We start from the raw sequence: 19,819 nt of genomic DNA, 5'->3' as shown, positions 1-19,819 counted from the left end.
TCAATTATAAATAATAACTCATCAAATAGTATAACTAACTATGGCAAAAGAAAAAGATGAGGCCTTGTCGCCTCAGCAGGAGAAGTTGAAAGCGCTTCAGGCCGCCATGTCGAAGATTGAGAAAGACTATGGTAAGGGCTCGATTATGCGCATGGGAGACGAGCAGATAGATAATGTAGAAGTTATCCCAACAGGTTCGATAGGTTTGAATGCAGCCTTAGGTGTAGGTGGCTACCCCAAAGGTCGTATCATCGAGATATATGGTCCCGAGTCGTCAGGTAAAACCACACTGGCCATCCACGCTATTGCCGAGTGCCAGAAGAATGGTGGTATTGCCGCTTTCATCGATGCCGAGCATGCTTTCGACCGTTTCTATGCAGCCCACCTGGGTGTTGATGTAGAGAACCTCTATATCTCACAGCCCGATAATGGTGAGCAGGCTCTGGAGATTGCCGACCAGTTGATTCGTTCGAGTGCTATCGATATCATCGTCATCGACTCTGTAGCCGCTCTGACTCCTAAGAAGGAGATTGAGGGCGATATGGGTGATTCTGCAGTTGGTCTGCAGGCCCGTCTGATGAGCCAGGCACTCCGCAAGCTCACCTCAACCATCTCGAAGACTAACACTACCTGTATCTTCATCAACCAGTTGCGTGAGAAGATTGGTGTAATGTTCGGTAACCCCGAAACTACCACAGGTGGTAACGCCCTGAAGTTCTACGCTTCAGTACGTCTGGATATCCGCAAGGTTACTGCCATTAAGGATGGCGACAACATCATTGGTAACCAGGTACGCGTAAAGGTGATTAAGAATAAGGTAGCTCCCCCATTCCGCAAGGCCGAATTCGAGATTACCTTTGGCGAGGGCATCTCAAAGATTGGCGAGATTGTAGATCTGGGTGTTGAGTACGAGATTATCAAGAAGAGTGGTTCATGGTTCAGCTATGGCGACTCGAAGTTGGCTCAGGGCCGTGATGCAGTAAAAGCGCTGCTCAAGGATAATCCAGAGCTTTGCGAGGAACTCGAAGCAAAGATTATGGAAGCTATCGCTGACAAGAAATAATAAAAACAATTATCCCAGCCGCTTGGCTGGGATAATTGTTTATTCGGCTGTTGGATCGGCTTTACCACCCATCCAACCCTTTACTGGCTGAGGCTTCTTCTTTTTCTTACCAGTGCCTTCGTTCATATCCTTTACGCTGGTTTTCTTAACCACACCCGTTCCGTCGAACTCTACATACAGCAGTTTATCGTTCGAGCGGTTAAACACCCAGAAGTACTGTCCACCCTGTCCGGGCTCGACCTTATCGGGCTCACCAGCTGCCATCTGAACCTCGTCCTCGCTCATACCGACACCTACGTGTCCGGCACGAATCATAGCACGACTGGCTTCGCTGGTTACAACCTTCTTACCAGGACCAGGAGCAAATATCAAACCGAAGAACTGATCGGGATGAGCCTCGCTCTGATACTGATCAAGGAAGCACTCGGAATAGAAGTAGGTACCAAGGGTGGTATTCTTCAGCTTAACGGTAGCCATATTATCGCTCTTGTGGGGCGTAATCGATTCAATCTTGTACTCAGCCAAACGTGGTATTGCCTGCTGCTTGCTGGTAACCTCGTTCAGCATCTTTACAGGAATCTTGGTGTGTACCACCTTACCAATAAACAGCTTGTAGTTACGACTGCTGATTGACATGATGTCGTCCTGCAACTCAAACGAGTTATTAAACAAGAATCGAGCATCTTCACCTGCCAACTCATCGTCGCGCAGTCCACAGTTGGTTCTCGACATCGTTACGTTCTGATAGAACTGGTTGCCATCCTTATCCTCGACCACGATTTTAACAGGGAAATTACGCGAGCCAACACCTACAGCCACTACCTTAACCACCATATCCTGGTCAACCAGCACCTCCTGATAGCCCTCGCCATCATACTCGGTATCCATACGGTAAAGCTTGGTCTTGGTGTACAGCATCTTATCCATCAGCTTCTCCTTGGCAATATCCACATCGCCCAGATAGGCCAATGTGGGCACACCCGTTTTCTGGAAGCAATAGTCCTCAAAGGTGCCGTAATCTATCTCGTAATAATAGGATTTGCCATCATCCTGACACTGGAAGTTAATCAGGGCATGACCATCCTTACTCTCCGAATGGCCTTTATAGATCATGATTTTATACTTCAATGTGAGATTGCTCACATTCTTGCCCGTGGCAGTTTCAGTAAAAGTTTTCACCACCAGGTCGTACTTATCAGGCATCACCATAAACTTCATACCTTCCTCCCAATCGCACAAACTGTGGAAGCGGAAGTTCTGGCTGATGAAGTCCTTAGCACTCTCCTCATCCTCCTCCATCGCTTCGGCAATCTCGTCTGCCATATGATTCTGAGCACTCTTGGTAGCGCCCTTAGTCTTTACAATATAAGAGTTGGTCTGAGCCGAGGCTGCCATAAAGGCAAACGCCATACAGGCAGTTAAAAACGTTTTTTTCATCATGACCGATTGTTTTAATATAGAATTCTGTGTGCAAAGATAGACTTTTTCGGATGAATATCCAAATATTTTGTGCCAAAATGACGTAATAAAAAACATTTTTATCATAAAAGGACATTTTGGCACATGCTTTGCACTCCCGATTGTGACAAATTGAGTATAAATTAAAAAAATATAAGAATTATGGGAAAGATTATTGGAATCGATTTAGGAACTACCAACAGCTGTGTTGCCGTATTCGAGGGTAACGAGCCAGTAGTAATTGCCAACAGCGAGGGTAAGCGTACAACACCTTCAGTAGTTGGTTTTGTTGATAACGGTGAGCGTAAGATCGGTGACCCTGCTAAGCGTCAGGCCATCACTAATCCTAAGAACACTGTTTACTCTATTAAGCGTTTCATGGGTGAGAATTGGCAGCAGACCGAGAAAGAGATTGGTCGTGTACCATATACTGTAGTTAACGAGGGTGGCTACCCACGTGTTGACATCAACGGTCGTAAGTACACTCCACAGGAGATTTCTGCTATGGTTCTGCAGAAGATGAAGAAGACTGCAGAGGACTATCTGGGTCAGGAGGTTACCGAGGCTGTTATCACCGTACCTGCTTACTTCTCTGATTCTCAGCGTCAGGCTACTAAGGAGGCTGGTCAGATTGCCGGTCTCGACGTAAAGCGTATCGTAAACGAGCCTACAGCCGCAGCTCTGGCTTACGGTGTTGACAAAGCTAACAAGGATATGAAGATTGCCGTATTCGACTTGGGTGGTGGTACATTCGATATCTCTATTCTGGAGTTCGGTGGCGGCGTATTCGAGGTACTCTCTACCAATGGTGATACTCACCTGGGTGGTGACGACTTCGACCAGGTTATCATCGACTGGCTGGTACAGGAGTTCAAGAACGACGAGGGTGCCGACCTGACTGCCGATCCTATGGCTATGCAGCGCCTGAAGGAGGCTGCCGAGAAGGCTAAGATCGAGCTGTCTTCTTCTACAAGCACCGAGATTAACCTGCCTTACATCATGCCTGTAGCAGGTGTACCTAAGCACTTGGTTAAGACTCTTACCCGTGCTAAGTTCGAGCAGCTGGCTCACGACCTCATCCAGGCTTGTCTGGCTCCATGTCAGAAGGCTATGGCCGATGCTAAGCTGAACACAGCTGATATCGACGAGGTAATCCTGGTAGGTGGTTCAAGCCGTATCCCAGCTGTTCAGACTCTGGTTAAGAACTACTTCGGTAAGGAGCCTTCAAAGGGTGTTAACCCCGACGAGGTTGTAGCCGTAGGTGCATCAATCCAGGGTGCTATCCTGAACAAGGAAGGTGGCGTAGGCGACATCGTACTGCTCGACGTTACTCCTCTTACACTGGGTATCGAGACCATGGGTGGCGTAATGACCAAGCTGATCGAGGCTAACACCACTATCCCTTGCAAGAAGAGCGAGACATTCTCTACTGCAGCTGATAACCAGACCGAGGTAACTATCCACGTTCTGCAGGGTGAGCGTCCAATGGCTTCACAGAACAAGTCAATCGGTCAGTTCAACCTCACAGGTATCGCTCCTGCACGCCGTGGTATTCCTCAGATCGAGGTAACCTTCGATATCGATGCCAACGGTATCCTCAAGGTATCTGCCAAGGATAAGGCTACAGGTAAGGAGCAGGCCATCCGCATCGAGGCTTCATCTGGTCTGTCACAGGACGAGATCAACCGCATGAAGGCCGAGGCTGAGCAGAATGCAGAGAACGATAAGAAGGAGCGCGAGCGCATTGACAAGCTGAACCAGGCCGACTCTATGATTTTCCAGACCGAGAATCAGCTGAAGGAGCTTGGCGATAAGATCCCTGCACAGCACAAGCCAGCTATCGAGCAGGCTCTGCAGCAGCTTAAGGATGCCCACAAGGCAGGCGACGTAGCTGCTATCGACACAGCTATCGCAGCCCTGAACACTGCTTGGCAGACTGCTTCGCAGCAGATGTACCAGCAGAGCGGTGCAGCCGGTCAGCCTGGTGGCGATCAGTTCCAGGGCGGTCAGCAGCAGGCCCAGCAGGAAGGTCCAAAGGCTGAGGACATCCAGGACGCCGACTTTGAGGAGGTAAAGTAAACAACTGATTTACTTACAACATAACCAAGAGGTGCAGATTCAACGTCTGCACCTCTTTTGTTTTATTTCTCAATCAACCAGTATTCCATATGATTCCATTTCCACCCAAAATTTTTCGGCATATTGCCTACATGCCTACATAAAATCGCTCGAAAACCGCATGCATAAAGGGTTTCTGGCGTTTTCAAGCCTACATAAAGTACCACAAAAGCCTACATAAAGCCTACATAAAATCGACCGAAAAGTAGCTTTTTAGGGTACGAAAAGTAGCTTTTGGGCCTTTTGATGCTTACTTATCAGTATGCGAAAAGCTACTTTCTGCCTTGCGAAAACATACTTATTAATGTACTTGCAATATTTCTTCCTAAAGGATGCTGCGAAATTCTCTAGAGAATTTTCGGCTAAGTGCCTTACTAAACATTGCTGAGTGCCTAGGTAGTAGCAAAATTCTCTAGAGAATTTCGTAACAAGTATTAAGGATAAAAGCTGCTAACCAGGCAAACAATATCTGTTAGTACGTGGGTAAACGGCAAAAACATGTAGGCTGCATGTAGGCTTTATGTAGGCTTTATGTAGGCTTTTGTGGGGCTTTATGTAGGCTTTAAACTTTGTAACATATTGTATAATAGGCATTTACGATAAAAACATGTAGGCATGTAGGCTAATTACATAATTTTCAATAATAATAATGTTTATTGTATAGAAAAAATATACGATAGGGCATCTAAGATTCTGGCATATACCACGCGTAATCTATCGACCATACAATGCTTTTTATTTTCGAACACATTATTTTTGCGCAACAGTTAACACTAATTAACCATACACCAAGTACAACATACTTGTATTTTTCGTATATTTGCGCCAAATATATCAATGATGAATGCAATTACTAATCTAACCTATTACAATTATGACAACAAAAGGAAATTTCGGATTTATAGCAATTGTAACCACCCTTCTGGTTACGATCATGCTCTCGTCGTGTAGTCATGATAAATATCTCTACAGCGAAGAGAAAGTTGAACAGAATTTGAACGAAAAGTATGCTGCAGCTTTTGAAAAAGCGTTTGGTAAGGTTGGTTCCAATGTTGACTGGGGATTCAGCAGCAAGAAAGCCAACACACGCGCCCTTACCCGTGCTGCGGGCACTTATGCCTCGTACAAAGGTAACTTACAGCCTACCATCACATTCCCGACCGACTGCAATGCCAGCAATTTCTTGAATGCAGTACCTGCAGGTGTCAACAGACTGCCATCATGGGGAGGTGGAGCAGGTAATTATTACATTGATGCAGAAACCCCATCTGTTTCTACGTATGCTGGCGCCAGCACGATTTATGTAACAGGAACCGTAGATTTATCAGATAGCGACACTGATGCCAACTCCCCCAAATTTGCACCTGACTATCGATCGGCAATCTATCTGATTGAAGGAGCAACCTTAAAGTTAGGCGAGGTTAGTGCCATCACTCTCAATGTTGATGCCATTTATATTGCCGCAGGTGCCACACTCGAGGCATCAGGTCTCCTCAAGGCTAACAATAGCACCAAGATCTACAATCATGGAACCATCAAAGTTGGCACCTTCGAAACTAACGTATCAGGTTTCCTCTATAATGTCGGCACACTGGAAGCAGGAAACATAAATATCGAAAGTAACAATAGCCGAATTGTAAACGATGGTACCATCACTGCCACCAATGTTACTGTAAAAGCAGCTGCTATACAGAACAACGCCGAGTGTAACGTTACCAACACCACCAAAATCCAATCTACCAACTCTGGCTGGGTAAACAATGGACATTGGACTACTTATGACTATGCTTACATCGGTGGAAGCGAGAACGTAATCAACAACTGTTTCCTTGAGGTGACCCACGACTTTGAGATGAACATCTCATCTGCCGAAGGTGCCTTCAAGATTGATGCTGGTTGCGGTGTAGTAACAGAGAATTTCTATGGAGGTAGAGACTCAAGCTCTGGCGCCGTTTCTGGTCCATTTAAGATCTTGATGGGCGAGAATGCTGTGTTTAAAGTTGAGAAAACAGCCCAGTTTGAATGCGGAAGAACCGGTGATTCAGGATATGGCATCTATGGCATCTCGCCAGATGGGTATGCAGTATTCCAGGCTAAGGATATTGTCAGAGACCCATCTCTTGCTAGTACCAACAGTCATGGCGCAATCATCTACGGCGGCAACCTCTATGTTTCGGCAGAGACTCACTTCGCACAAGGCGACAGCGGTGCCGGCAGAACGGTTATCTACGCAGTTGATGGTTTCGGCATAGCTGACAACATCTACGCGGCCGGTTTCAAATCGGGCAAGCCCAATATTACCATTCCCGAAACACCATGTAACCCAGGCTTTGTTGGCGGCAGCACCCCACTCTACCGCGTGATTGCTGAGGACCTGTCGGCTTCAGAAGCTGGAGATTTCGACTTCAACGACGTTGTCTTCGACGTAGTGAAGGCCGAAGGCGGCAAGACCACACTGAGACTGATTTGTGCTGGCGGTGTGCTTCCACTCAGAGTGATGGGCATAGAGGTTCATGGCTTGTTCGGCGAAACAACTCCCAACGAAAAGGGCGAATATAAGATGTATAACACGGGTGCTGGTCCGAATGTTGACCCCGTTGAGTTCGAGATTACCGGCGAGTACACCACTCCCGAGCAGATTAAGAATATTAAGATTGAGGTATATAAGAACGGCTCATGGATGGAGCTCCAGGCCACAACAGGTGAAGCAGCCTGTAAGATACTGGTCGACGACACATTCGTACCTGTACCAGAAAGAAGAAATATTGCTAATGAAAATAAGAAATTCACAGACTATGTACAAGGTACATTTGTAGATGAGTTCTGGTGGAAATAAATTATGTCATTAACATGTACCTGAAAAACACGAGGGGGCTCGCCATCAAGCGAGCCCTTATTTGTTAAATAATCGTTTGTGCCGTTCATTAATAGTACTTTTCCAGCGCCTGTTTCATAAGTTTTTTGTAACTTTGCCGGCGAATTAAAAAGTTTAATAATTGATAATCAGACAATGAATAGAACCATCACAAAAGCCAACCCGCAGCAGGTTGACGACATCATGAACGTCATCGCTGCAGCCAAAAAGATTATGCGGCAATCGGGCAACATGCACCAATGGGCCGACAATTACCCCACAACAGATGTGATTCTGCACGACATAGAGATTGGTGGCGGCTATGTGGTAGAAGACGATGGCACCATCGTGGCCTATTTCGCCTTTCTACCCAGTCCAGATCCAACTTACGCCAAAATCTACGAGGGCAACTGGATAGAGGACACTCTACCCTATCACGTAGTGCACCGCATTGCCAGTTATCCTGATGCCCACGGTGTTTTTAAGAGCATCATGGACTTCTGCTTTGCCCACGACAGCAACATCCGCATCGACACCCATCGCGACAATCAAATTATGCAGCACGTCATTCTCAAAGAAGGCTTTACCTACTGCGGCATCATCTACCTACTTTCGGGCGACGAACGCCTGGCTTATCAGAAAACAAAATAAAAACAAAGGATATGGATACAAAACGAATTCTAAGCTATCTGAAGCAGTTGATGGCAAATAACAACCGTGATTGGTTTTGGGAGCATAAGGCGGAGTATGATGCTGTAAGGGCAGATTTCGAAGCTGGAATTGAAATGGCTATTAACAGGATTGCGAGTTTCGACCCCTCGATTGCACATCTTACAGTAAAGGATTGCACGTATCGTTTTAATCGCGACACACGTTTCTCACCCGATAAGTCGCCCTACAAGAACCACTTTGGCGGCTATATTGCAGCCCATGGTAAGAAAGCTCTGCATGGCGGATACTACCTGCACCTGGAGCCAGGACATTGCATGGTGGCGTGTGGTAACTATTGGTTGCCAACCAATATACTCACATCGTGCCGCAATGAGATGATGGGCAACACAGCAGAGTGGCTGAAGTGCGTAGAGAATAAAGAATTCAAGAAATACTACGGTAGCCCTGTAGCCAGCAGCTTCTCGACACCAACGGATGTATCGAGCTGGGACCAGCCCCAGGGCTTTGGACTGGAGAAACTAAAGAAATGCCCAGTAGGATTCCCCAAAGACTGGCCCTACGTAGAGTATCTGCGCATGAAGGATTACTGTTGCTGGCATCAGGTGCCAGACGACTTTTATGAAGGCGAAAAATGGCTCGACGAAATTGAACGCATGTTCAAAGCCGCCAAGCCAATGATGGATTTCATGAACTCAGTAATCGACGATTACGAGTAGCCCTTACTCGTAATGACGAATCCTTACATCGATGCCTGTTCCTTCAAGCTGAGCAGGTATCGAGCTCAGGTCGGTTTGTCCGTAGTGATAAGGGAACAGCACCTTGGGTTTGATAACCTTTGCTGCACGTACCAACTGATCGGGCGTCATCGTATAAGGCTGGTTACAAGGCAGGAAGGAAATGTCGATATCCTTAATCTGTGCCATCTCTGGGATATCCTCGGTATCGCCGGCAATATAGATACGCAAACCATCGATAGTAAGGATATAGCCATTATCGCGCCCCTTGGGGTGGAACTGCTCGCGACCTACCGTAGAGTTATACGCAGGCACAGCCTCAACGCTAACATCGGCTAACTGCAGATTGTCGCCATTCGCCATCACCTTACCAGAACCATACATATCGGCACAGCGCTTATTCATCACCAGCTGCGTTTTGTCAGCCGATAATGTTTTAAGTGCAGCAGCATCGTAATGGTCGGCATGCTCATGGGTTACAAAGATGTAATCGGCCTTAGGCATGGCTGCATAGTTGATAGAACGATTGCCCAGCTTCGTCACAGGATCAATCTGTATCTCCTTGCCATCATACTGAATACGGATACACGAGTGCATCAGCGCATGAAACTTAACGGTTTTTCCACTCGCGGTGGTAAACTCATCTACCTCGTAAGGTGACTGGCCACAGGCTGTGTTGAGACCTAAAACGGCCATTAGCAATAAAAATAGTTTCTTCATACCTTATTAATATATAGAACTGGGGCAAAAATACGATAAATATACGAAAGTTCCAAACCAAATAAATAAAATATATACTTTTGATGGTACTTTCTTGGTTGATTCAAAAAAATACCTTAACTTTGTGCCCGTAAAGTACATATAATCAACGACAAGAAACAGACATGATTTGGAATGAAACAATGGAGTGTATGGATCGCGAACAGCTTCGCGAAATCCAGAGTCAACGCCTAGTAAAAATGGCAGAGTATGTATATTACAACACCCCCTTCTACCGTAAGAAGTTTCAGGAGATGGGGTTGGAACCAGGCGATATCAAGAGTATCGACGACATTACCAAGCTGCCTTTTACTAATAAGCTCGACCTCCGCGACAACTATCCCTTCGGACTGGCTGCCGTGCCCATGAGTCAGATTGTCAGAATCCATGCCTCATCGGGAACAACCGGTAAACCAGTTGTAGTACTTTACACCCGCAAAGACCTTGCTATGTGGAGCGAAGCCATCAGTCGTGCCTTTACCGCCTATGGTGCAGGTAAGGACGATATCTTCCAGGTAGCTTACGGCTATGGCCTGTTTACTGGAGGTCTTGGCGCTCACGACGGAGCCACCAATATCGGCGCATCGGTAATCCCCATCTCTTCAGGTAACACCCAGAAGCAGATGACCCTGATGCACGACTTTGGCACCACCATTCTGTGCTGTACCCCCAGCTACGCCATGTTCCTGGGCGAAGCCATGAAAGAGTGCCCATGGAGCCGCGATGAGTTTAAGCTGAAAGTGGGCGTGTTTGGTGCAGAGCCTTGGACCGAGAAGATGCGTAAGAAACTGGAAGAGAGTCTGGGTATTAAAGCTTACGATATCTACGGACTGAGCGAGATTGCCGGTCCTGGCGTAGGCTACGAGTGCGAGCACCAGTGCGGCACCCACCTGAACGAGGACCTGTTCTATCCAGAGATTCTGGACCCAAAGACAGGCGAGCCTCTACCAGAAGGTCAGTTCGGTGAGCTGACATTCACCCACCTTACTAAAGAGGGTATGCCATTGCTCCGCTATCGCACCCACGACCTGACAGCCCTGCACTACGACAAGTGTAAGTGCGGACGTACCTTGGTACGTATGGATCGTATCTTGGGCCGTTGCGATGATATGCTGATTATCCGTGGTGTGAACGTATTCCCATCGCAGATTGAGGATGTCATCCTGAAGTTGCCTGAGTACGAGCCTCACTTCCTGCTCACTGTTGACCGCGTGAACAATACCGATACCTCAGAGTTGAAGGTTGAGGTGAAGGAGGAGTACTTTACCGACGATATGGCCACGATGGTTGGTTTGCAGAAGAAGCTGGAAGGCGAGCTGCGTAGCGTGATCGGACTGGGCTTCAAGGTTAAGTTGGTTGAGCCAAAGGGCATTGAGCGCTCGGAGGGCAAGGCCAAGCGTGTGATTGACAAACGTAACATCTAAAAATACAATCGTAATTATGAAGACTAAGCAACTATCAATTTTCCTTGAGAACAAGTCAGGCCGTCTGACTGAGGTGACCGAGGTGCTTGGTGCAGCAGGCATCAACCTTTCGGCCATGAGTATTGCCGATAACAGCGACTTTGGTATTCTGCGCTGCATCGTTTCCGATCCCGACAAAGCCTATCAGGTTCTGAAAGAGGCACACTTTGCCGTGAAGATTACTGACGTGATCGGATTTGTATGCCCCAACACCAGTGGTTCGCTGGCCATCGTACTGAAGCACCTCTCACAGAACGGTGTTTTCATCGAGTATATGTATTCGTTTGCTAATGGCGATGTGGCCACAGTGGTAATCCGCCCCACCGATTTGGATGCCTGCGAGAAGATACTTTCAGACAAAAAAGTGGAGTTGATGGCCGCAAACGACCTCTATCAGCTATAAATTTACAAGAAACTGCAAGATTTTCGCCTGAAAATTTTGCAGTTTCATTTTTTCTTTGTACCTTTGCACCCGCAAACAAGAAACAAGGGCGTTTAGCTCAGCTGGTTTAGAGCATCTGCCTTACAAGCAGAGGGTCGGCGGTTCGAATCCGTCAACGCCCACAACACAAAAAATCCGCTTTCCGCAGCCGATGAGGTTGCGGTTTTGGGTTAAAGAAGGATATTGAACGTTTAGAAATTATCGATAATTACAGGAATTAATTTAAAACATGGATTTAAGTTTATTGACAGCCATCTCGCCTATTGATGGCCGTTACAGAAGTAAGACCGAACCATTGGCAGAATACTTTTCAGAGTATGCCTTGATACGTTACAGGGTACGCGTTGAAATAGAGTATTTTATTGCCTTGTGTGAATTGCCATTACCTCAACTTCAGGGTATCAACCACTCAACATTCGATCAACTTCGTGACATCTACCGTAATTTCACACCCGCTAATGCACAGCGTGTGAAAGACATTGAGTCGATTACTAACCACGACGTAAAAGCCGTAGAGTACTTTATCAAGGAGCAGCTCGACGCCATGGGCGGTTTCGAGAGCTACAAGGAGTTCATCCACTTCGGCCTCACATCGCAGGACATTAACAACACCAGCGTTCCCCTTTCTATCAAGGAGGCTCTGGAGCAGGTTTACTATCCTATGGTGGAGGAGCTGATTGAGCAACTGCACGATTATGCCGAGCAGTGGAAGAACATCCCTATGCTGGCCAAGACCCACGGACAGCCTGCATCGCCAACCCGCTTGGGTAAGGAGGTAATGGTTTACGTGTACCGTCTGGAAGAGCAGCTGCGCGGTCTGAAGGCTACCCCTATCACTGCCAAGTTCGGTGGTGCTACCGGTAACTACAACGCTCACCACGTGGCTTATCCACAGTACGACTGGCGTGAGTTTGGTAACACATTCGTAAGCGAAAAGTTAGGATTGGAGCGCGAGCAGTACACCACTCAGATTTCGAACTACGACTGGTTGGGTGCTATCTTTGATGCTATGCGTCGTATCAACACCATCGTTATCGACTTGGATCGCGACTTCTGGATGTACATCTCTATGGACTACTTCAAGCAGAAGATCAAGAAGGGCGAGGTTGGTTCGAGTGCTATGCCACATAAGGTGAACCCCATCGACTACGAGAACTCTGAGGGTAACCTGGGTATTGCCAACGCCATTCTGCAGTTCCTGGCAGCAAAGCTGCCCGTAAGCCGTTTGCAGCGCGACCTGACCGACTCTACCGTTCTGCGTAACGTAGGTGTACCTATGGGTCATGCTGTGATTGCTTTCCAGAGCACACTGAAGGGTTTGCGCAAGCTCATTCTGAACGAGGAGAAGCTGCAGGAGGATCTCGACAACACTTGGGCAGTAGTAGCCGAGGCTATCCAGACTATTCTGCGTCGTGAGGCCTACCCCAACCCATACGAGACCCTGAAGGCGCTGACTCGTACCAACGAGAAGCTGACTGGCGAAAAGATCAAGAATTTCATTGAAACACTCGAGGTGAGTGAGGATGTAAAAGAAGAACTTCGTGCCATTACCCCATCAACCTATACAGGCATTTAATTACACATTAGTATATTTATAGAAATTAGTAACATTTTAAAGAATAACAAGTCATGGATTTCGAAAACAACGAGAAAAAACAGGAAGAGACTGCACAGGACGGATATCAGAAGGAGTATCGTCCAGGTCGTTCACCACGTCCACGCATTCATACCGCTGCGCGCCCAGTATATGAGCGTCCCAGCTATCGCAATAACAACGACGAAGGCGAGTTCCGCCCAGAGGGATTCGGCGCAGGTTTGCAGAGCAATGCACCTCAGCGTCCTCAGGGAGGCTATCGTCCACGTAACAACTACAATAACGATGGTGGCTACGGTCAGCAGCGTCAGGGTGGTTATGGCCAGCGCCCACAGGGTGGCTACGGTCGTCCTCAGCAGGGCGGTTACGGTCGTCCCCAGCAGGGTGGCTACGGCCAGCGTCCACAGGGTGGCGGTTATGGCCAGCGTCCTCAGCAGGGTGGCTACGGTCGTCCTCAGCAGGGTGGTTACGGTCGTCCCCAGCAGGGTGGCTACGGTCGTCCTCAGCAGGGTGGCTACGGTCGTCCTCAGCAGGGTGGCTATGGCAAGCCTTACGGAGCAGCTCCTTATAAGAAGGGTCCACGTCAGCGCACAGCCGACTACGATCCAAATGCAAAGTACTCTATGAAGAAGCGCATCGAGTACAAGGAGATTAACTACGATCCAAACGAGCCACTGCGTTTGAACAAGTTCCTGGCTAATGCTGGTGTTTGCAGCCGTCGCGAGGCCGACGAGTTCATCCAGGCAGGTGTAGTATCGGTTAACGGCGAGATTGTAACCGAGCTGGGAACAAAGATCCTGCGTACCGATGTTGTTAAGTTCCACGATCAGCCCGTAAACATCGAGAAGAAGGTTTACGTACTGCTCAACAAGCCAAAGGACTACGTTACTACCAGCGACGATCCTCAGCAGCGTAAGACTGTAATGGACCTCGTTAAGAACGCTTGTCCTGAGCGTATCTACCCCGTAGGTCGTCTCGACCGCAACACCACTGGTGTGCTGCTGCTCACCAACGATGGCGATCTGGCTTCTAAGCTTACACATCCTAAGTACCTGAAGAAGAAGATTTATCACGTTTACCTCGATAAGAACGTTACCGCTCACGACCTGGCACAGATTGCCGAGGGCATCCAGCTTGAGGATGGTGAGATTAAGGCCGACGACGTTCAGTATGCTCATCCTACCGATAAGAAGCAGGTTGGCATCGAGATTCACTCAGGTAAGAACCGTATCGTTCGCCGTATCTTCGAGAGCCTGGGCTACCGTGTTCAGAAGCTCGACCGCGTACAGTTCGCTGGTCTGACTAAGAAGAACCTGAAGCGTGGCGACTGGCGCTACCTGACCGAGGAGGAGGTTGACCGCCTGCGTATGGGAGCTTATGAGTAATTGACAATTGATAATTGACAATTGATAATGAAAAGAACAAAGATTATTGATGTGCTGAAGAGCACTGAATATGGCAAGGAGGTTTGCGTTAAGGGTTGGGTGCGCACGCACCGCAGCTCTAAGGCTGTAGACTTCATTGCACTCAACGACGGTTCTACCATCAAGAATGTGCAGATTGTTGTTGATCCCACTAAGTTCGACGAGCAGGTATTGAAGGATATCACCACTGGTGCCTGCATCAGCGCCGAGGGTACACTGGTTGAGAGTCAGGGTGCCGGTCAGAGCAGCGAAATCCAGGCTACTAAGCTTGAGGTTTACGGTCTGTGCGGCAACGACTACCCCATGCAGAAGAAGGGCCAGAGCTTCGAGGTAATGCGTAAGAACGCTCACATGCGTCTGCGCACCAACACCTTTGGTGCAGTGATGCGCATCCGCCACAACATGGCGATGGCTATCCACACCTACTTCCACGAGCATGGATTCTTCTACTTCCACACCCCACTGATTACTGCCAGTGACTGTGAGGGAGCAGGTAACATGTTCCAGGTAACTACCAAGAACCTGTACGACCTGAAGAAGGACGAGAACGGCAAGATTATCTACGACGATGATTTCTTCGGTGAACAGACTTCGCTGACTGTATCTGGTCAGTTGGAGGGTGAGCTGGGTGCTACCGCACTGGGTTCTATCTACACCTTCGGTCCTACTTTCCGTGCAGAGAACAGTAACACACCTCGTCACCTGGCTGAGTTCTGGATGGTTGAGCCTGAGGTTGCTTTCTTGGATCAGGAAGAGCTGATGGATCTTGAAGAGGACTTCATCAAGTACTGCGTACGCTGGGCTCTCGATAACTGTAAGGACGACCTCGAGTTCCTGAACAAGATGATTGATAAAACTCTGATCGAGCGTCTGGAGGGTGTACTCAAGGAGACCTTCGTTCGCTTGCCTTACACTGAGGGTATCAATATCCTGCAGGAGGCTATCAAGAACGGCAAGAAGTTCGAGTTCCCCTGCAACTGGGGCGACGACCTGGCCAGCGAGCATGAGCGCTACCTGGTTGAAGAGCACTTCAAGAAGCCTGTTATCATGACCGACTACCCACGTGCATTCAAGTCGTTCTATATGAAGCAGAACCAGGACACTGCCGATGGTGGTTCAGTAGGTTATAAGGGTGCTGTTGCCCCTGGTCCTACCATGCAGGGTACCGATGTACTCTTCCCACAGATTGGTGAGATTATCGGTGGTAGTGTTCGTGAGGAGAGCTACGATAAGTTGATGGGCGAGATTAATCGCCGCGAGATGGACCAGACCCACCTCTGGTGGTACATCGACACCCGCAAGTGGGGTTCATGCCCACACGCCGGTTTCGGTCTTGGTTTCGAGCGTCTCATCCTGTTCGTAACAGGTATGCAGAACATCCGCGACGTGATCCCCTTCCCACGTACTCCGAAATCAGCAGAGTTCTAAACATAAAAAAGCCTCGCCAATCGGCGAGGTTTTTTATTGCCTTTATTTTACTAAGCGAATGCCATCAGGTTCGATGGTGATGAGGCGACGCTTATAGAGATCGCCAACAGCTTTCTTATAGGCTTTCTTTGATACCTGGAAGCGGTCATAAATCAACTCGGCAGGCGACTTATCTCCCAGATTGCAGAATCCATCGTTCTCGTAAAGATAGCGTAGCAGTGTCTCAGCAAAGTCCAGCGTTTGCTGTCTGCCTGTCTGCTGCAGAACGATATCAATCTTGCCATCCTGACGCACATGATCCACATAGGCCTTGAGTTTCATACCACTGTGCAGAGGCTGAAAAATCTGATTCTCGAATATCAGGCCCTGGAACTTATTGTTCACAATCACCTTGAAGCCCAGATCGGTCTTCTGCCACACTAAAATATCCACCTCGGCACCATGCTGCAACGATGGCAGATCGGTAATGATAGGTGTAGTGAGATATTTCTCTACCTTAGCCGTAGCCATCAGGCGATAGCTGTCTTCATCTACCTTAATATATACGATATGACGCTGACCTTGCTCCATACGTTTTTTCTGCTCACGGAAGGGGCAGAAGATATCTTTCATCAGACCCCAGTTAAGGAATGCGCCAAACTGGTTAACCCATGCCACCTCTAAACTTACAAACTCGCCCACCTTGGCATAAGGTGTCTCTGTTGTAGCCACAGGTCGCTCCTCCTGGTCGAGGTAGATAAACACCGTAACCTCGTTACCAATTTTCATATCGTTAGTAACATAACGCTGGGGAAGCAAAATTTCGCCTTCCTCGCCACCGTCGAGATAAAGTCCGAAGTCGACCGACTTCACGATTTTCAAGGTATTGTAATCTCCTAATTTTATCATATTTCCTCTGTTATTTCAATGTTTTCCGTAGGTAATATCAGTCCATCCTTAAGATGAATAGTTCTATCTGTAATCGAAGCAAGTCCCTCATCGTGGGTAACAATCACAAAAGTCTGTCCGAACTGATCACGAAGATCGAAGAACAACTGATGCAACTCTTCCTTATTCTTTGTGTCGAGCGAGCCAGAAGGCTCATCGGCAAGAATCACTGCAGGATTGTTTACCAGCGCACGAGCCACAGCCACACGCTGTTTCTCACCACCAGAGAGTTCGTTGGGTTTATGGGTAGCACGATCGGCCAGTCCCATAAACTCAAGCAGTTCTTTGGCACGCTGCTTAGCCTTACTCTGCGATGTGCCAGCTATATAAGCGGGAATCATGATATTCTCGATAGCAGTAAACTCGGGCAACAGCTGATGGAACTGGAATACAAATCCCAGATGGCGGTTGCGGAAATCGGCAAGATGCTTGGATGAGAGCGTGGTTGTATCGATACCATCAACCACTACACTACCCGTATCAGGACGGTCGAGTGTACCGATAATCTGCAGCAACGTGGTTTTACCTGCACCGCTGGGACCTACAATGCTTACCACCTCGCCCTTGTTGATATGGAGGTCGATGCCCTTCAGTACCTGTAACGAGCCAAAGCTCTTGGTTATATTCTTTATATCAATCATCTCTAATCTTTAATGTTTAATTTTTAATGTTTAATCTTCCTCTCGTGTATCCAGCGCAGAATAGTATCATAGATACTCTTCTCCTCGTGGTGCTGTGCCTCAGTAAAGCTCATGCGCTCGTCCTTAGTATCACCATGCTGGTCGGGGAAGATTATCATGAGGTTCTTACCCGAGAAGTGCTTCTGCAACTCATCAGGCAGTCGCTCTAACGCTGTTTTGTATGAGATGGTACCCTTACGGGCTGTAACTACCACAAACAGATGGTCGTCGGCAATACCCGCAGCCAACTGAGGCAACTCGTTCCAATGGGCCATGTAGGTGTACTCGGCACGCACATTGGGATGGCGGTTGTTGATATACTCCTTGATGAGCATCAGACTCTCGTTGCGACCATGGAACTGGATACGGCAGTCCAACTGACCAGCCAACCTACTCAACCTTTCGAGCCAACGATGGAAACCAGGCTCAAACTCGGCTCGTGAAGGTACTGCCACACGAATACGACGCAACGTGGTCATAGGCTGAACGAAACGTACCAGCAGAATCTGGCGGTTCAAGCCATTATACAAACTCTGGATAAACTCTCCCCAGAACCTGGGGTTGATATCGGTATGCACGTGCATCCCCATCACAATCTCCGAGCATCCAAACTCACGGAAAGCGTGCTTAATACCATTGGCGATATTGGTAGCCAAGCGCACCTGCGTTTGCACCTTTACCTCGCTGGCGCTGGCCGTATGCTGCAGTTGCTCCAACAATCGGATACCCTCTTCGCGAGCAGCATTGCTACGCTCATCATCGTAAACCACATTCAACGCCACCAAGTCGCGATTCAAACGCTGGTTACGCATAAACATCGACATATACAGCAGATGTGGTGCAATCTCAGGATATTTCACACATAACAATATCTTCTCGTCGTCATCCTTAGGTACATCACCCTGCAGATGGGTCTTCTCCTGAATGATAATCTTCTTGGCAGCATGCTCGGTCATCATGGTACTGATGATACAGGTAAACAATATCATCATAATGATACCATTCAGCATGTCGTCGCTCACCAGGTATTCGCCGGGAGCCACCTCTAAACGGATGCCCACCATCACCATAGCGATGGCACCAGCCGCATGGGCCGATGTAAGACCGAACATCATGTGACCATCGGCCTTTGACAGGCGGAACAGCAGACTGCAGATATAGGCAGCCACAGCCTTACCAAATGTTCCGAAGAACACGATAAGCAGTACAATCCATACCATCTGCATGCTAGAGAACAGCGTACCCAGATTGATGAGCATACCCACACCAATCAGGAAATAGGGGATGAACAGCGCGTTACCGATAAACTCGATGCGGTTCATCAGTGGCGACACACGTGGGATATATCTGTTTAATATCAGACCAGAGTAGAATGCGCCAAACACACCCTCGATACCAATGAGCGACGAGAGTGCCGCACTGAGAAACATCACCGCCATAACGAAGGTGTACTGCATCACGGCATCACTGTATCGGCGCAGGAAATAGCGCGTCAACTTAGGTATCAGAACAACGCTACCTACACAGAAGGCGGCAAACTTAACCACAAACAGCACCCAGAACCACCAACCACTATCTTTGCTGAACGATCCTGAGATAGCAGCCAGCATCACCAGCGCCATAAACAGTGATATCATCGACGAACCTACACTCAGAGCCACGCTCTGGTGCTTCTGCAAACCATATCGACCAACAATAGGATAAGCAATCAAGGTATTTGACGCCATGATACAGCCCAACAGGAACGAAGCCGATGACGAATAGTCGAGGATGGTTACCGACATGGCATAGGTAAGTATCAGCGGGACAAAGCACGTCAGCAGTCCGAACAGCAGGAATCGGCGCGAATGCTTCTTCACACCTTCCATGTCCATCTCCAGTCCGGCCAGGAACATAATATAGTAGAGACCTACCCTACCAAAAAGTTCGAACGAGTTGTCGCGGACCAGAATATTAAAACCATATTGACCGATGGCGATACCCGCCAGAACCATGCCAATGATATGCGGAATTCTAAGTTTACTCATCACGATAGGAGCAAACAGAATGATCATCAGCACCACAAAAAAGATAAAAGTTGGGTCTGTAATCGGCAAATATGATAATAATAATGTCATTTTGGCTACAAAGGTACTCATTTTTTTGGTAAAATGAAAAAAAAAACATAATTTTGCGGCCAAATTGTAACCATTTAAAGGATTAT

At 47.9% G+C, this 19,819-nt stretch carries 15 protein-coding genes and 1 tRNA gene; 11 read left to right on the top strand and 5 right to left on the bottom strand.

The window, feature by feature from the left end:
• Positions 1-40: 40 nt before the first annotated feature.
• A complete protein-coding gene (recA, locus tag PRU_RS00330) occupies positions 41-1,063 on the top strand; it encodes a recombinase RecA (RefSeq protein ID WP_013063920.1) in 1,023 nt (340 codons plus the stop codon).
• A 39-nt stretch (positions 1,064-1,102) separates the two neighbouring features.
• Here the strand turns inward: recA and PRU_RS00325 are convergent, their stop codons facing one another.
• Complete coding sequence (locus tag PRU_RS00325) at positions 1,103-2,503, bottom strand: hypothetical protein (protein WP_041385470.1); 1,401 nt, start codon at positions 2,501-2,503, stop codon at positions 1,103-1,105.
• A gap of 180 nt (positions 2,504-2,683) precedes the next feature.
• Between PRU_RS00325 and dnaK the strand changes: the two genes are divergently transcribed.
• From dnaK to PRU_RS00305, 4 genes are all read left to right on the top strand, one after another.
• Entirely contained in the window at positions 2,684-4,600 is a 1,917-nt protein-coding gene (gene dnaK, locus PRU_RS00320; protein WP_013064777.1) for a molecular chaperone DnaK, read from the top strand.
• Between the two features lie 913 nt (positions 4,601-5,513).
• Entirely contained in the window at positions 5,514-7,475 is a 1,962-nt protein-coding gene (locus tag PRU_RS15120) for a hypothetical protein (RefSeq protein ID WP_049769044.1), read from the top strand.
• A gap of 174 nt (positions 7,476-7,649) precedes the next feature.
• On the top strand, positions 7,650-8,144 hold the full coding sequence (locus PRU_RS00310; RefSeq protein WP_013063531.1) for an acetyltransferase: 495 nt from the start codon (positions 7,650-7,652) through the stop codon (positions 8,142-8,144).
• Positions 8,145-8,155: 11 nt separating this feature from the next.
• Positions 8,156-8,881 carry a DUF2461 domain-containing protein gene (locus PRU_RS00305; protein WP_013065292.1) on the top strand — a complete coding sequence of 242 codons (726 nt, stop codon included), beginning with the start codon at positions 8,156-8,158 and terminating at the stop codon, positions 8,879-8,881.
• A gap of 3 nt (positions 8,882-8,884) precedes the next feature.
• Here PRU_RS00305 and PRU_RS00300 read toward each other — a convergent pair whose 3' ends face one another.
• Positions 8,885-9,619: an MBL fold metallo-hydrolase gene (locus tag PRU_RS00300; protein ID WP_013064392.1), complete on the bottom strand. Its 735-nt coding sequence runs from the start codon at positions 9,617-9,619 to the stop codon at positions 8,885-8,887.
• Between the two features lie 164 nt (positions 9,620-9,783).
• Here PRU_RS00300 and PRU_RS00295 point away from each other — a divergent pair, with 164 nt between their 5' ends.
• From PRU_RS00295 to asnS, 6 genes are all read left to right on the top strand, one after another.
• A complete protein-coding gene (locus PRU_RS00295) occupies positions 9,784-11,082 on the top strand; it encodes a phenylacetate--CoA ligase family protein (protein WP_013064721.1) in 1,299 nt (432 codons plus the stop codon).
• 16 nt (positions 11,083-11,098) lie between these two features.
• Positions 11,099-11,524 carry an ACT domain-containing protein gene (locus PRU_RS00290; RefSeq protein ID WP_013065228.1) on the top strand — a complete coding sequence of 142 codons (426 nt, stop codon included), beginning with the start codon at positions 11,099-11,101 and terminating at the stop codon, positions 11,522-11,524.
• Between the two features lie 86 nt (positions 11,525-11,610).
• Positions 11,611-11,685: transfer RNA gene (locus PRU_RS00285), tRNA-Val, on the top strand.
• Positions 11,686-11,792: 107 nt separating this feature from the next.
• The gene (gene purB / locus PRU_RS00280; protein WP_013063464.1) at positions 11,793-13,139 is read left to right on the top strand and encodes an adenylosuccinate lyase; all 1,347 of its coding nucleotides are present in this window, start codon (positions 11,793-11,795) and stop codon (positions 13,137-13,139) included.
• A gap of 53 nt (positions 13,140-13,192) precedes the next feature.
• Complete coding sequence (locus tag PRU_RS00275; protein WP_013064086.1) at positions 13,193-14,542, top strand: pseudouridine synthase; 1,350 nt, start codon at positions 13,193-13,195, stop codon at positions 14,540-14,542.
• A gap of 27 nt (positions 14,543-14,569) precedes the next feature.
• Positions 14,570-16,009 (top strand): asparagine--tRNA ligase, encoded by a 1,440-nt coding sequence (gene asnS, locus PRU_RS00270; RefSeq protein ID WP_013064884.1) that lies wholly within the window; start codon positions 14,570-14,572, stop codon positions 16,007-16,009.
• Between the two features lie 42 nt (positions 16,010-16,051).
• Here asnS and PRU_RS00265 read toward each other — a convergent pair whose 3' ends face one another.
• The 3 genes from PRU_RS00265 to PRU_RS00255 are packed head-to-tail and all read right to left on the bottom strand — an operon-like array spanning position 16,052 to position 19,733.
• Complete coding sequence (locus PRU_RS00265; protein WP_013063099.1) at positions 16,052-16,897, bottom strand: CvfB family protein; 846 nt, start codon at positions 16,895-16,897, stop codon at positions 16,052-16,054.
• Entirely contained in the window at positions 16,894-17,577 is a 684-nt protein-coding gene (locus PRU_RS00260) for an ABC transporter ATP-binding protein (protein WP_013063685.1), read from the bottom strand. The genes PRU_RS00265 and PRU_RS00260 overlap by 4 nt, the downstream gene beginning before the upstream one ends.
• Before the next feature lie 23 nt (positions 17,578-17,600).
• On the bottom strand, positions 17,601-19,733 hold the full coding sequence (locus PRU_RS00255) for a cation:proton antiporter (protein WP_013064918.1): 2,133 nt from the start codon (positions 19,731-19,733) through the stop codon (positions 17,601-17,603).
• Positions 19,734-19,819 lie beyond the last annotated feature (86 nt).

Origin of the sequence: Xylanibacter ruminicola 23 (assembly GCF_000025925.1) — a bacterium.
In the GTDB taxonomy this organism is placed as follows: domain Bacteria; phylum Bacteroidota; class Bacteroidia; order Bacteroidales; family Bacteroidaceae; genus Prevotella; species Prevotella ruminicola.
This window is presented reverse-complemented; position numbering and strand designations above follow the sequence as displayed.